General features: G+C 59.5%; 10 protein-coding genes and 1 tRNA gene. 4 read left to right on the top strand and 7 right to left on the bottom strand.

The annotated features are described in order from the left end of the window. Nucleotides 1-76: 76 nt before the first annotated feature. On the top strand, nucleotides 77-466 hold the full coding sequence (locus tag KGP22_RS13960) for a RidA family protein (protein ID WP_223579612.1): 390 nt from the start codon (nucleotides 77-79) through the stop codon (nucleotides 464-466). Nucleotides 467-658: 192 nt separating this feature from the next. Here the strand turns inward: KGP22_RS13960 and KGP22_RS13955 are convergent. From KGP22_RS13955 to KGP22_RS13930, 6 genes are all read right to left on the bottom strand, one after another. After that, nucleotides 659-734: transfer RNA gene (locus tag KGP22_RS13955), tRNA-Asn, on the bottom strand. Between the two features lie 164 nt (nucleotides 735-898). Continuing rightward, nucleotides 899-3,088 carry a TonB-dependent siderophore receptor gene (locus KGP22_RS13950; RefSeq protein WP_223579610.1) on the bottom strand — a complete coding sequence of 730 codons (2,190 nt, stop codon included), beginning with the start codon at nucleotides 3,086-3,088 and terminating at the stop codon, nucleotides 899-901. A gap of 26 nt (nucleotides 3,089-3,114) precedes the next feature. After that, nucleotides 3,115-4,440, bottom strand: a complete 1,326-nt coding sequence (locus tag KGP22_RS13945; protein WP_223579607.1) for a SidA/IucD/PvdA family monooxygenase — start codon at nucleotides 4,438-4,440, stop codon at nucleotides 3,115-3,117. Further along, entirely contained in the window at nucleotides 4,437-6,179 is a 1,743-nt protein-coding gene (gene iucC, locus KGP22_RS13940; protein WP_282443074.1) for an aerobactin synthase IucC, read from the bottom strand. Before iucC ends, KGP22_RS13945 begins: the two co-directional genes overlap by 4 nt. Beyond that, a complete protein-coding gene (locus tag KGP22_RS13935; RefSeq protein ID WP_223579591.1) occupies nucleotides 6,176-7,123 on the bottom strand; it encodes a GNAT family N-acetyltransferase in 948 nt (315 codons plus the stop codon). Before KGP22_RS13935 ends, iucC begins: the two co-directional genes overlap by 4 nt. Continuing rightward, entirely contained in the window at nucleotides 7,123-8,865 is a 1,743-nt protein-coding gene (locus KGP22_RS13930) for an IucA/IucC family protein (protein ID WP_111966042.1), read from the bottom strand. The genes KGP22_RS13935 and KGP22_RS13930 overlap by 1 nt, the downstream gene beginning before the upstream one ends. A 138-nt stretch (nucleotides 8,866-9,003) precedes the next feature. Between KGP22_RS13930 and KGP22_RS13925 the strand changes: the two genes are divergently transcribed. Further along, nucleotides 9,004-10,215 (top strand): MFS transporter, encoded by a 1,212-nt coding sequence (locus tag KGP22_RS13925; RefSeq protein WP_223579588.1) that lies wholly within the window; start codon nucleotides 9,004-9,006, stop codon nucleotides 10,213-10,215. Here KGP22_RS13925 and mtfA read toward each other — a convergent pair. Continuing rightward, a complete protein-coding gene (mtfA, locus tag KGP22_RS13920) occupies nucleotides 10,212-11,009 on the bottom strand; it encodes a DgsA anti-repressor MtfA (protein ID WP_223579585.1) in 798 nt (265 codons plus the stop codon). The genes KGP22_RS13925 and mtfA overlap by 4 nt on opposite strands. 215 nt (nucleotides 11,010-11,224) lie before the next feature. Between mtfA and KGP22_RS13915 the strand changes: the two genes are divergently transcribed. Next, nucleotides 11,225-11,371 carry a DUF2256 domain-containing protein gene (locus KGP22_RS13915; RefSeq protein ID WP_071530926.1) on the top strand — a complete coding sequence of 49 codons (147 nt, stop codon included), beginning with the start codon at nucleotides 11,225-11,227 and terminating at the stop codon, nucleotides 11,369-11,371. Next, on the top strand, nucleotides 11,368-12,897 hold the full coding sequence (locus KGP22_RS13910) for a cryptochrome/photolyase family protein (protein ID WP_223579581.1): 1,530 nt from the start codon (nucleotides 11,368-11,370) through the stop codon (nucleotides 12,895-12,897). Before KGP22_RS13915 ends, KGP22_RS13910 begins: the two co-directional genes overlap by 4 nt. The last annotated feature ends 14 nt before the right edge of the window (nucleotides 12,898-12,911 follow it).

Genomic DNA, 12,911 nt, shown 5'->3' with positions numbered 1-12,911 from the left:
TATCCGCCCGAACCCGCACCTGTAAAGTGTCTTTATGTTCAACGGGCTGATTTCGCCCTATTGCAAAGGAACAAACATGACAACACGCGAAGCTGTTTTTCCCCTCGGACGCCAGGCGCTCTATGAGCGCAATCGGTATTCACCGGCCATTAAATCCAACGGTTTCTTGTTCGTTCCGGGGCAGGTGGGTAGTCGCGAGGATGGTTCGCCTGAGCCCGATCTGAAAGCGCAGGTCAGGCTGGCCTTCGATAATCTTATTGCTGTCCTCGCGGCTGCGGGCTGCACGTTCGATGACGTGGTTGACGTGACCCTCTTTGTCGTCGATCCCGAGTCAAACCTCGACGCTATCTGGAGTATTCTGCCTGAATATTGGGGAGAAGCGCCTTACCCTACGCTGACCGGGGTCGGCGTGACGTGGCTGTACGGGTTCCAGTTTGAAATTAAGGTGATTGCCAGGCTGCCCTGAGTATTACTGGTCTTTCCGCCAGTCGAAAATAAGACAGAGGAAAAATGATGAGAGCAGCGGTTTATTGCCTGGAGGCGCTGCGCTTACCGTGCCCCAGGGTCCCCTAGGCCGGGTAAGGCGAAGCCGCCACCCGGCAAATTTTCCGAATTCAGAAAAGCAAAAAGCCTGCTTCAAAAGCAGGCTTTTCAAATTTGGCTCCTCTGACTGGACTCGAACCAGTGACATACGGATTAACAGTCCGCCGTTCTACCGACTGAACTACAGAGGAATCGTGTGAACGAGGCGCATAGTAGCGACCTCGGTACGCCTTGTCAAAGGGTGAAAACGCACTTTTCTTTCGTTTGCCGAGAATTTCAGCAAATCGCTGATTTTATAGCAAATTCGCGTTGAAATTACACAGCAAAATGCGCCGCCCGCAGGCGGCGCGCAGGATTAGAACAGTACGGAGTAGTTCAGACCAAACGTCCGTCCACGGCCTTTATAGGTATACAGGCCCGGTGCACCGTAGGTTGGGCTATACAGCCCCGGCGCGCGCTGGCCCCAGGCGGTGGTGTAGTCTTTGTCCAGCAGGTTCTCCACGCTGAAGCTGACTTTACCCACCGGCAGGGCGTAGCTGCCCAGGAAGTCGACCGTGTTATAGCCATCGATCTTCTTGCCGTCGGCGTCAGAGACGTCAAAGGTCTGCGTGCTCTGCACGCGCAGGGTCCAGTCGCCCGGCGCCCAGTTGACCCACGCGCTGGCTTTCAACGGGCTGGCGCTGTCAACCGTCAGCTTCTCCCATTTCCCGTTTTCGCGGGTTTCTGACTTGATGGCGTTAAAGTTCGCGCCCGTGCTCCAGTCGCTGTCGGTGAAGAAATAGTCCACCTGACCTTCCACCCCGTAGATACGACGCTTGTCGTCTTCCAGGTTGATGGTCATATCCGTCTTGTTGATGGTGATGGTTTTATCCGAGAGCGAGTAATATGCCGCGACCTGGGTGCGCAGGTTATCCCCGGTGTAGCGCCAGCCCAGCTCATAAGCGTTGACCTTGATACCGTCCAGCTTTGAGTCGTTCACGTTGACGCTGTTCAGCAGGCGATAGTGACCGTTGTTGAGCTGATAGGTGCCGGAGCCGTAGTACTTCGCCAGGTCCGGAATTTCGAAGCCCTGGGAGAAGTTAAACCACAGCTGCTGCTGTTCGGTCAGGCGACCGAGGATCCCGGCGTTAAACAGGAAGTTGTTGTAATCGGTTTTCCCGCCCGGCACCGCGTCGGCGGAGGCTGCTTTCCCGGTGGCAATGGCCTGCTGCTGGGTGTAACCGACAAAGTCGTCCACCTTGTTCTCGGTGTACTGGTAGCGCACGCCGCCGCTCAGGGTGATGGCGTCAATGTCATAGCTGGCCTGCAGGAACGGGGCGAGGTTGGTGATGCTATAACCCGGGTAGCGACCCACGTTGTAGGCGTTATCCAGCTCCATGCCGCCGCTCGCCGCGGCCTTGCTCAGGTTAAAGAACTGCTGGTTGGCGTCGAAGGTTTCGTGGTCGGCATCCACACCCCAGGTCAGCGTTAAATCGTCCACCGGCTTGCTGTTCAGCGTCAGCTTGCCGCCGTAAAAATCGGTTTTCTGCTGCGACGCGCCGATGCTGGTGACCACGCCTTTGGTCAGGGTCGGGAACGGATAGTAGGTCAGGCTCTCGTCGCGATAGTAAATCTGCGCGACCAGATCCTGTCCCCAGAAGTCGGTATTGGAGTATTGCAGGTTGATCAGACGGCGCTCGGTACCCGGCACGCGGTCAGAATCGAGGTTACCTTTGTTGTACGCTGTCGCATCCCCCGTTACCGCCGAGAAGTTCTTCCCAAGATACAGCCCATGCTTGCCGTCGGACTCGCTCTTGTAGTACTGGGTAGTCAGCTGCAGCTGCTGATGATCGTCGATGTTAATGGTGCCTGTGCCCATCACGTCAATACGGTCGGAATACTGTAATCCGGTCTGGGTGTTATCAATGATCACCTCGTCGCCGTTGCCGTCATACCAGCCGCCGTAGCGCTGATACGACACCGACAGACGACCGGAAGCGTTATCGTTGCCGCCGCTGACCGCTGCCGACACGTTCTCATCGTGGTCGTTATGGCTGTTAAACCCGCTCTTTGTCCCGGTCTGGAACTCGACCTCGGTCTCCGGCTGGCCCTTTTTGGTGACGATGTTCACCAGGCCGCCGGTGCTGCCGCCGCCGTAGAGTGACGTGGCGCCGGAGATGACTTCGATACGGTCAATGTTGAACGGATCGATAGAGTCCAGCTGGCGGCTGTCGCTGCGGGACGAGTTCAGGCGTACGCCGTCCACCATCACCATCATGGAGCGGCCGCGCAGGTTCATACCGTAGTTGGTACGCCCCTGGCTGCTGACGTCCATGCCCGGAATCAGCTGCGCCAGCACTTCTTTAATCTCTTTCCCGCCCTGAACCTGCTGTTCAATTTCAGCCCGCTCAATGACCCAGGTGGTCTGCGCCATCTCCGCCACGCTGCGGTGCGCGCGGCTGGCGGAGACTACGATATTTTCTTCCTTTTGTTCTTCCGCCCACGCAGAGGTAGAAAGCATTGCAAGCAAGCAAGGATTTAAAACCCAAAGATGAGAACGTTTCATTGTTATGTTGACCCTGATTGTGTGTGTCAGTACTCGGTGGTTTTTGCTAAGGATTTAAAAACCTGACTATTCTCCGGGCTGGTGGTGCTTCGCCAGTGGATAACGCCAGGGGTGGTAGCCAGCTCAAACGGCTCGTCGCCGTGCGCGCGATTCAAAATTCGCGCCGCACGCCAGGCCATCAGGCTGAGCTGGGGTTCGGCAATGCCGAGACGGTGCATCCCGGCATTCACGGCAAACAGGCGGTTGCTCTGCGGGCCGTCCCATTCGAGGGTGAAATCGTTGTTGATGCAGAAGGCTTCGTCCGTATCCAGATGCAGGCGGTGAGACAGCGGCGCGAGGAACGCAGGCTGCACGGCGCGATAGCCGGTGGCGAAGATCGTCACGTCGCTCTCCAGCTGCTCGCGGCCGCCGTCGAGGTGATGCTTTATGCTCAGGCGCTGTCCGTTTTCCAGGCGCGTCAGGGCCGTCACCGAGCGGGACGGCATCAGGTGCGCCCAGGGTTTTTCACGCAGCACTTCAAAGCGGTGGTACATGGCGCGGTAAATCGCCAGCAGGGACTCGGTGGTGATGCCGTCGGAGGTCATCTTCTGCTCGTGAAGCATTTGGCGACGCGCCTCTGCACCGAGCGTAGAGAAGCTGTCCACGTACTCCGGCGTGAAATACTCGTTAGCAAAGGCGGCTTCATCCAGCGCGTTGTAGTTGTTGCGGCGCGAGACCCAGTTCAGGCTCAGCGGCTGGCCCCATTCGCCACGGAAAATATTCAGGAACAGGTCGGCGCCGCTCTGGCCGCCGCCGACGACGGTGACGCGTTTGCCGGTGAGATCCGGCGTGCGCAGCATCATCTCGCTGGCATGGAAGCAGCTATCGTCCTGCGTCGTTACGCAGTCCGGCAGGTTGATCTGCTTACCGATCCCCACGCAGACGTGGCGCGCCAGGAAGCGATCGCGTTGGGTCACTACCTCAAACAGGCCGCTTTTCTCATCAAAGTTCACCTGCTGCACCTGCTGGCTGAAGGCAAGGTTGGTGAGGTTGTCTGCCGCCCAGCACAGGTAGTCCGCAAACTCTTCGCGGGAGACGGTGCGCTGCTCGGTGGTCAGGAAGCGGTAGAACTTTTTGCGCTGCACCAGGTAGTTCAGGAAGCTGTGGCGGTTGGTCGGCTCAACGGCGCTGACCAGATCCTTCAGGAAGCTGGTCTGCATGTGGCAGTCCGGCACCATCATTCCCGGGTGCCAGGAGAAGTGCGGTTTACGCTCAAGAAACAGCGAGCTAAAGCCGTCCAGCCCTTCCGCCAGCGCGGCGACGCTGAGGTTAAAAGGGCCGATACCAATGCCGATGAAATCATAGGTTTTCATTGCGCTGACTCCCTGGAGGCCAGAAAAAGAGGGTTGTCTAGGTCGGTGACGTAGTTCGGCAGCATGCGGCTGCCGCCGTCGTGTTCGGAGAAGGTCAGTTTGACCGGGTTGAGGATCACGCGAATAATCTGCGGCTTGAAGAGATCGAATTTGGCGAAGCGTTCCGCAAGCTCGGGGTGCGCGGCCATATAGCGGTGCAGAACCCCGGCGAGGAGCTGATAGAACCGCGTTTCGCTGACGCCGCTTTGCAGCGTGAGACGCGAGATAAAACGCAGCACCGTCACAAAGTTGCCGGTTTGCAGATCGTGGATGATGTAATCCGCGCTCAGGCGCGCCGTGACGGCCTTCACCTGTTCCGGCAGGCTCTGGGCCTGCGGGAAATCCTCGTCCACCAGGCGCATATCGCCCTGGAAATCCTTCAGCAGGATGCGCTGCGGAACATAATCCTTCATCACCAGCGTCACGTTCTGCCCGTGGGCGATCAGCGCCACTCCGTAGCGGCAGAGCAGGTGATAGAACGGGATCACCGTTGCCTCAAACATCTTTTCCAGCCACGCTTCGGCGCTGAACCCCGATCGTTTAATCCACGCGTCGATCAGCGGGCGCCCGTTGTTGTCGGTTTCCATTAGCGCCGCCAGCAACAAAGCCTCTTCGCCATCCTGAAGATAACAGGATGGGTTCTCGCGCCAGATCACCCCCAGCATCTCCTGATAGCGATAGGGCGCTTTCGGCAGCGCCGCATAGCCCGGATGCGACAGGTATCCGGCGGCGGGTTCGCCAAGCACCTGCGCGCCAGAGCGCGCAAGCGTAGCGTCGCTGGCGAACTGCTGCTGCAGCCAGCGCGAGGCCAGCGGCCCGGCGGCAATGTATTTGCCGGGAATACCGCGATAGCAGGAGGTGTTGTAAATAGTCAGCGGAAGCTTGATGTCATAAGGCGCGCGACGGCTGGCGTTAGTGAGCGTGCGCAGGGACTGCTGGGCAAGATACTCGTCGCCAAATTCGCCCAGCTCAACCATCTCACCGCGCGCCAGCTGCGCCAGGAAATGAATGGCGATCTTCTGCTGCCACTGCCACGGGTGCAGCGGTACGGGCAGCCAGCCGTCGTTGAGACCCAGCGCCTGCCAGCGGGCGTCAAAGCGGGTGCGCTCGGCGTTGTCCATGGCGCTGGCCAGCAGGGCGCTGATATCGCAATCGACGTCGCTGCTCCAGACCAGATGCTCCCGCTGAACGGCAACCCAGTGCAGACGAAAACGCCCGCGATACTCAGGCGCGTACTGACGCAGCGCGTCCAGACCCCAGCCGCGGCGGCCTTTGTTGAAAATAAACTTCGGGTGGCCGCGCATCAGACACTGTAATTCGTCCGGGTCGAGGTGGATCAGCGCGTCCGCGTCCAGCGCGTCACGCGCCTGCAGCAGCTGTATGTCGCCGCGAAGCGTGGAGTAGAGGTCTTCCATGTGCTCCGCCGTTTGCGCGTCGCTCATCTCCAGCACCTTCGCCAGCTGCAGCAGCGCGCTCTCCGCCTCCACGGCGGCACCGCTGGCGGCGATCAGGCTGTTCGGGTCGATATGCAGCCAGCCCCAGATCCCGCGCGCGGCGCTAAACTGCCAGGACTCGTTGCCCATGACGATGCGCCAGGCGTCAGACGAAACTGGCTCGGCGCGCAGGGTGCGTTCATACTCCAGCTCGGCGAGGATCTTCGCCACCATCTCGCGGTTCACTTTCTCCCAGAGCGCGTTCACAGGCCCACCTCGCTGAAGAAGCGGTGACGCTGGCTCATGATGAGGCGCGAGCGCTTGTGCGGGAAGTCGAACTCTTTCACCGTGTCGAAACCGGCAGAGGCCAGATGGCGGAACAGGCGCTGGTTGTCGAAGCGCGGCTCGGCGACAATCCGCGCGGTGCGCGGTTCATCGAGATACAGATAGTGGCTCAGGCCGCGCAGCCAGCTGCGGATGTAGTGCGCGCCGCGCCAGTTCTCTTCGCCCACCAGCATGTGCAGCCCGCGATCAAACGGCTGCCAGCGGTAGTGACGACCAATGCGGTCTTCCGCCGCCCAGTAGAGTTCAAAATAGCCGAACGGCTGGTCGTCGAAGCAGCCGATAACCGGGTAGCAGTAGGTCGAGTCAAGCTGACGGCGCAGGTAGTTTTCCTGCTCGGCCTGCGGGCCCGCCATCTCCCAGAAGGCGTTCACGCGCGGGTTGTTCATCCAGCGGGTAAAACGCTCGCCGTCCAGCGCCACGTCGGCCACGCGGAAGCTGAGGGTGCGCTTAATCTGCGGATCGTAACGGCGATACACTTCGCCCTGCGGGCGGCGAGGGCGCAGCGGGAAGTACAGCTGACGGCTCTCGTCAAACTGCATTCCGCCGCTCGCCTGCGGCCGTTCGCCTTTCAGCCACAGCGGCAGCTGCCAGAAGGCGTCGCGCGCCAGATAATCTCCGTGGGCCAGGCCAAACAGCGCCCGAGCCTGGGGTTCATCCTGCCAGTCCGCCCACGGCAACGTAACGCCGGTCAGCGCGGGGGCGGCAACAAACAGCTGATCCAGCGCTTGCACCAGCCAGCCGTCCGGGAGCCCCTTCAGACGCTCCAGCACCGCGCTGCCGTCGAGACCCAACGTCAGCGGCAGCGTGCGATCCGTTGCGGTGCAGCGAAAGCCGTAGCCGGAATGGACAATATTCGCGATGGCCATCACGCCTTCTCCTTGTAAAACGGGTTGCTAAAGTCGAAATAGATCACCGCCGGATCGGCGATGGTGTTTTCATTGCGATCGTGCAGGTAGCAGAAGAAGTTGCCTTTGCAGTTCCAGGTCGGGCTGTCGAGAACGTAGTCGAGGCAGCGGGTCTGCTTCGCCGTGCGGCGCAGTTGGGCCAGCGCAGCACGCACCCGGGACATCAGGCTCTCTTCGCTGTCGAAACCGGCGGCAGCGAGGGCGGCGGTTACGGCAAGGGTAGAGTTCAGCAGCAGGTAGTAAGGGAAGTAGCGCAGCAGCTGGCTCTCGCCGAAGCGGTTTTCCACCTCAGTTTCGCCAGCTTCTTTCAGCCACGCGTCGGCACTTTCGGTCCACGCGCTGCCCTGGCAGTCGCGGTAGATAAGTCCGATCGGGAAATCCTGCTGCATCTCAACGAGGATATTTTGCTGGTGCGCCAGCAGGACCAGGCCGTAGTCCGCCTCGGCGCTGAACAGCGGGATTAATACGCGGTCGCAATAGGCGTCCAGCCAGCAGCGGGCGGCCTGGGCGAGCGGTAAATCGAGACGCTGGCTCAGACGGCGCACCGCCGCGGCCAGCAGGCTGTCGCCGCCGTCCGGCGCGGCCTGCGTCAGGCTGACCAGCACGTTGGTCTGGGTGTCTGGCGTATCGAACAGCAGATTGACGCGCAGGGCCATCAGGCTCTCTTCCTGAATAGCGCCACTTTCGTCGCGCAGCCCCGCCCAGCCGTCTTCCTGCATCACGCGCATGGTCGGGTAGCGTGCCTGTAAATCTTGCCAGCGTTCCGTTTTCGCCAGGCGCGCCAGGCGCATGCCGCGCTTAACTTCTTTGACCGACAGCGTGCGCACGGAGTTGGTCAGGCGCACGCTGAGGGAGAACTTAATCATGTCGCAGTTAGTTTCGCTGTACAGCGAGCGGGAGGAGCTGGTGGGCAGCCACTGTGCGCCCGCTTCACCCAGGTCCTGCAGTGAACCGTTTTCTGCCAGACGCTGGCACCAGTCCTGCTCCAGCAGATAGTCGGCCTGCCACGGATGCATGGGCAGCAGCCAGCGGGTGTCGGTGAAGTGGCTGAGCAGCTCGGGCGCGCTCTGGGCCGCGAAGCGCAGCAGACGTTCGCGCAGGGAGACGTTCAGGCTGTCGCCGGCAACGAGCGTGCTCTCAACGGCAAACCAGCGCAGCGGGAAGCGTGAGGCGAAATCGGGCAGGTAGCGGCGCGCCTCGGCTTCGTTAAACGGCTCGTGCGACTTTGGTGCCGGGTGAAACGCGTGGCCGACCAGCAGCGCCTGTTCCGCGTCGGCAAACGTCAGCGGCTTATCGCGCAGGGTTGCCCAGTTGTGGCGTAAATCGATCGCCTGCCAGGTGTGGGCATGGCTTTCGAGGACGCGCTGCTTAAAACGCGCCAGCGTGTCGGCATCCAGCGAGCCTTTTACGGATGGTTTTTCAAGAATTAAATCAACCAGTTGAGAGAATGTGACGGCGTCACTACTATCTAGGTTGCTCTGAATAAGCGTTGCCGGTAAACGGTACTGATGGTGCTGGGTGGGAGAGAAATAGCGTACCGGCACCCGAAGCGCCTGGGTCTGGGAAAGCGGGATATGGATCTCAGATAGCGCATCCGCATCGGTAGCGGGGAGATAGCGCCAGTCCTTCGTTTCGCGCAACAGGGCGTTTAAAAAACACTGGGCTGCAACGTCTGTACCGGCTGAGCGGGGCAGAGCACGCATAGATGTACCTCATTCCATGATTGATAATGATTCTCGTTATGATATTCATTCTGTTTACAGTCGCAACCATTTTTGCAATATTTGTTTTCATAAATTTCATAATTTCCACACATTTATTGACACTATGTTCACATTCTCATGCGCGCTGACTCTGAAATATTGACCGAAAACGTCACCTCAAAATCCAACTGGCCCCTGGCGTTATGTGCGGGTTTATTAGGTATCGGGCAAAACGGCCTGCTGGTGATGCTCCCGCAGCTGGTGAACCTGACCGGGCTGTCGCTCTCTGTCTGGGCCGGGCTGTTGATGTTTGGATCCATGCTCTTTTTACCCGCATCGCCCTGGTGGGGGCGTCAAAGCGAGCGAAAGGGGTGTAAGTACGTGATGCTCGCCTCGCTGGGCGGCTATCTGGCCAGTTTTGTCGTGATGGCGCTGGTGGTCTGGGCGATGGCAGACGGAAGGCTGGATACCGTCTGGGGACTGGCGGGGCTTATATTCTCGCGCCTGCTCTACGGACTGACGGTCTCGGGGCTGGTGCCTGCAGCCCAGACGTGGGCAATTCAGCGTGCGGGACTGGAGAAAAGAATGGCCGCGCTGGCGACGATAAGCTCCGGCCTGAGCTGCGGGCGTTTGCTCGGCCCGCCGCTGGCGGCGCTGATGCTCAGCGTTAATCCGGTGGCGCCGCTCTGGCTGATGGCGGTTGCGCCGCTTATCGCTCTGCTGCTGGTGCTTCGCGAAGTCGCTGATCCGCCGCTGCCGCCGGTAGCCCACCAGGCAACCCGTCTGCAGGCCTCCATGCTGCCGTTCCTGCTGCTGGCGCTGCTGCTGGCGGCGCTGGTGAGCCTGATGCAGCTTGGCCTGTCGCCGCATCTTAGCCCGTTGCTGGACGGCAACGCCCGGGAGATCAGCCATCATGTCGCGTTTCTGCTGAGCCTTGCCGCGCTGGCCACGCTCGCGGCACAGTTTCTGGTGGTCCGCCCGCAGCATTTCACCCCGATGACGTTGCTCTGCATCGCGGCGGTGTTGATGGTGGCAGGACTAGGGCTGATGACTGTCCCCGGTTTAGCGCTGTTCTACGTGGGGATTGTTATCACGTCACTCGGGGCGGCGATGGCCACGCCGGGCTACCAGTTGCTGCTTAACGACAGGCTGACCACCGGGAAAGGGGCGGGCGTCATCGCCACCAGCCACACGTTAGGCTACGGCGTCAGCGCGCTGCTGGTGCCCGTGGTGACGCGTTTTTACGGCGAGCAGTCTTTAACGGTAGCCGCATGGGGAATGGCATTGCTGTTTTTAGCGTTGAGCATAGGGGTACGGTCAACCGAGCGTCCCCCTGCTGAAAAACCTTAATGGATCTGGCGGGAGGAATGGCCGCCAGACTCCTCATTTTGCCGCAGACGCTGCAGCGGATCCTGCTGATAAAACTGGCAGAAACGCTGCCACAGCGCCGGGAAACGGGGCGCGAAGAGCTCGGGCGCGCTGAAGAAATACTCCGAGAGCACCGCAAAGCACTCGGCCGGGTCGGTTGCCGCATAGGCGTCAATGCTGGCCGCGCTTTCGCCTACAAGGTCTATTTCATCCTGAATGTTATCCATCGCCGCGTGCAGATCGTGCTCCCAGCCCGCCACTTCGCGAAGCGGGATAAATGGAACGCCGCTGGCGCGATCGCCGTTGCGGGTATCCAGCTTATGCGCTACCTCATGGATAATCAGGTTAAAACCGGAGGCGTCGAACGAGTCCTGAATATCGAGCCAGTTGAGGATAATCGGCCCCTGCTGCCAGCTTTGTCCGGACTGCACCACGCGCTGGTTGTGCACCAGCCCGATATCGTCCTGCCATTCGTCATCCACTACGAAGGGAGCGGGATAGATTAGCACTTCGTGGAAACCGTCCAGCCACTCAATGCCGAGCTCAAGCACCGGCAGACAGAATAGCAGGGCGATGCGGGCGTTTTTAAGCGGATCGAGCTCGAAACCCTGCAGTGGAACCAGGCGTTTTTGCTGTAAAAAACGATCCGCAAGCTGAACCAGTTTCGACTGCTCATCCGGCTTAAGATTAGCCAGAACAGGGATTGTCAGCGCGTCATTCCATGGCAGCGCCATATCCCGGCCAGCTTCATTCGTTTTCCAGGGCCACTTTATCATCGCTTTGCTCGCAAACTCGTCACTTGAACAAAAATGGGAAAGTCAGGTTCGGTTAAGATGCCAGAAAATCGCGCACTGCGACAATTCCAGCCTGAATAAACTATCATTCGTACGTAGCGGTGGGTAGCGGTTTGCGGGCATCACCTTCATTTTGTGAAGTCTGTCGTAGCCTTCATCCACAGGTTCAGTGAAAAAATCAGTACGGTATTGAAAAGATGAGCGATTTTAAAGGTAACAAGCAGGACCTGCCCAGTCGGCTGTGTGTGCACTGCCAGCGACCCATGACGTGGCGCAAGAAATGGGCGAAATGCTGGAATGAGGTTAAATACTGTTCCGAGCGTTGCCGCAGGAGCCACCGTTGACCGAGCTGCGTCTGATCCTGGGCGATCAGCTTAATCCGCATCACAGCTGGTTTGATACCTGCAGTCCGAACGTCATTTACGTGATGCTGGAACTCCGGGCAGAAACCGCCTATGTGCTTCATCACGCCCAGAAAGTTATCGCTATCTTCGCCGCCATGCGCGCGTTTGCCTCTGCATTAAAGGAGAAGGGGCATCGGATGAGGTATGTCCGGCTCTCTGACGGCTCAAACCGCGGCGCGCTGGAAGACAATCTCAACGCGCTTGTCGCGCATTACGGCGCGGGTAGGGTGATATGGCAGGAGCCCGACGAATGGCGTCTTGATACGCAGCTGCAGGCGTGGGCGAAAACGGTCTCCGTTGAAACGGCCTGCGTCAGCAGCGAGCATTTTTTCACCGTGCGGGAACAGGTCAGCGCGTTCTTTGCGTCACGCAAAAGCTGGCGAATGGAATACTTTTACCGGGAAATGCGTCGTCAGCACGGCGTGCTGTTAACCTCTGAAGGCGATCCGGAAGGGGGGAAATGGAACTTCGATGCTGAAAACCGCAAGCGCTGGTCCGGCGAGCCGCCCGCGCCGGGCGACTCGCGTCCCGGCCACGATTATTCAGCCTTATGGGCGGAGATCCAACGCTGTGGGGTAAAGACCTTCGGCGAACCGCAGGCCGACAATTTTCGCTGGCCGCTTAACCGTTCGGAAGCCAAAGCCAGGCTGGAGGAATTTATCACTCACGTGCTCCCCCATTTTGGCGCCTGGCAGGACGCGATGCACGCGGAGGAACCTTTTCTTTTCCACTCGTTAATTTCATTCGCGCTAAACACCAAAATGCTTAATCCGCGGGAAGTGGTCGCAGCCGCCCAGCAGGCATGGCGTTCGGGCCACGCGCCGCTGCCTGCCGTTGAAGGGTTTATCCGGCAAGTTCTCGGCTGGCGGGAGTACGTGCGTGGGATTTACTGGTCGCAGATGCCGGGCTATCGGGATCTGAATGCCTTAGACCAGCAGGCTCCGCTGCCGGACTGGTTCTGGACCGGCAGGACGCAGATGCGCTGCCTGGCGCATGCCGTTGGACAGTCGCTCACCGAGGCTTACGCCCACCATATCCAGCGCCTGATGGTCATCGGGAACTTTAGCCTGCTCAGCGGCCTGTCGCCGCAGGCGGTTCATGAATGGTATCTGGGGGTCTATATTGATGCCTTTGAATGGGTGGAGCTGCCCAACACCCTCGGCATGAGCCAGTTTGGGGATGGCGGGTTACTGGCGAGTAAACCCTACGTCTCGAGCGCGTCATATATTTATAAGATGAGTAATTACTGTCAGGGGTGCCGGTATCAACATAACCAGCGCACTGGGGAGCTGGCGTGCCCCTTTAATGCCCTTTACTGGGATTTCTTTGCGCGCAATCAGGCGCGTCTGGGTAACAATCCCCGCCTGGGCATTGTCTTTAAACAGCTTGCGGACATGAAGGAAGAGGAGCGGCAGGCCATTGCCGATCGTGCAGGGTATGTTCGCCTGCATCTCAACGACCTCTGACCTATTTCATCGCC

The sequence above is a fragment of the Enterobacter sp. JBIWA005 genome (assembly GCF_019968805.1).
Lineage (GTDB): Bacteria > Pseudomonadota > Gammaproteobacteria > Enterobacterales > Enterobacteriaceae > Enterobacter > Enterobacter vonholyi.
The sequence above is the reverse complement of the archived record's forward strand: the minus strand, read 5'-3'. Positions and strand labels throughout refer to the sequence as shown.

What these genes read in the sequence shown, in the direction of transcription:
- KGP22_RS13950 (WP_223579610.1), bottom strand. Translation starts at nt 3,088, where the DNA reads ATGAAACGTTCTCATCTTTGGGTTTTAAATCCTTGCTTGCTTGCAATG.
- KGP22_RS13960 (WP_223579612.1), top strand. Translation starts at nt 77, where the DNA reads ATGACAACACGCGAAGCTGTTTTTCCCCTCGGACGCCAGGCGCTCTAT.
- KGP22_RS13930 (WP_111966042.1), bottom strand. Translation starts at nt 8,865, where the DNA reads ATGCGTGCTCTGCCCCGCTCAGCCGGTACAGACGTTGCAGCCCAGTGT.
- KGP22_RS13935 (WP_223579591.1), bottom strand. Translation starts at nt 7,123, where the DNA reads ATGGCCATCGCGAATATTGTCCATTCCGGCTACGGCTTTCGCTGCACC.
- KGP22_RS13915 (WP_071530926.1), top strand. Translation starts at nt 11,225, where the DNA reads ATGAGCGATTTTAAAGGTAACAAGCAGGACCTGCCCAGTCGGCTGTGT.
- mtfA (WP_223579585.1), bottom strand. Translation starts at nt 11,009, where the DNA reads ATGATAAAGTGGCCCTGGAAAACGAATGAAGCTGGCCGGGATATGGCG.
- KGP22_RS13945 (WP_223579607.1), bottom strand. Translation starts at nt 4,440, where the DNA reads ATGAAAACCTATGATTTCATCGGCATTGGTATCGGCCCTTTTAACCTC.
- KGP22_RS13925 (WP_223579588.1), top strand. Translation starts at nt 9,004, where the DNA reads ATGCGCGCTGACTCTGAAATATTGACCGAAAACGTCACCTCAAAATCC.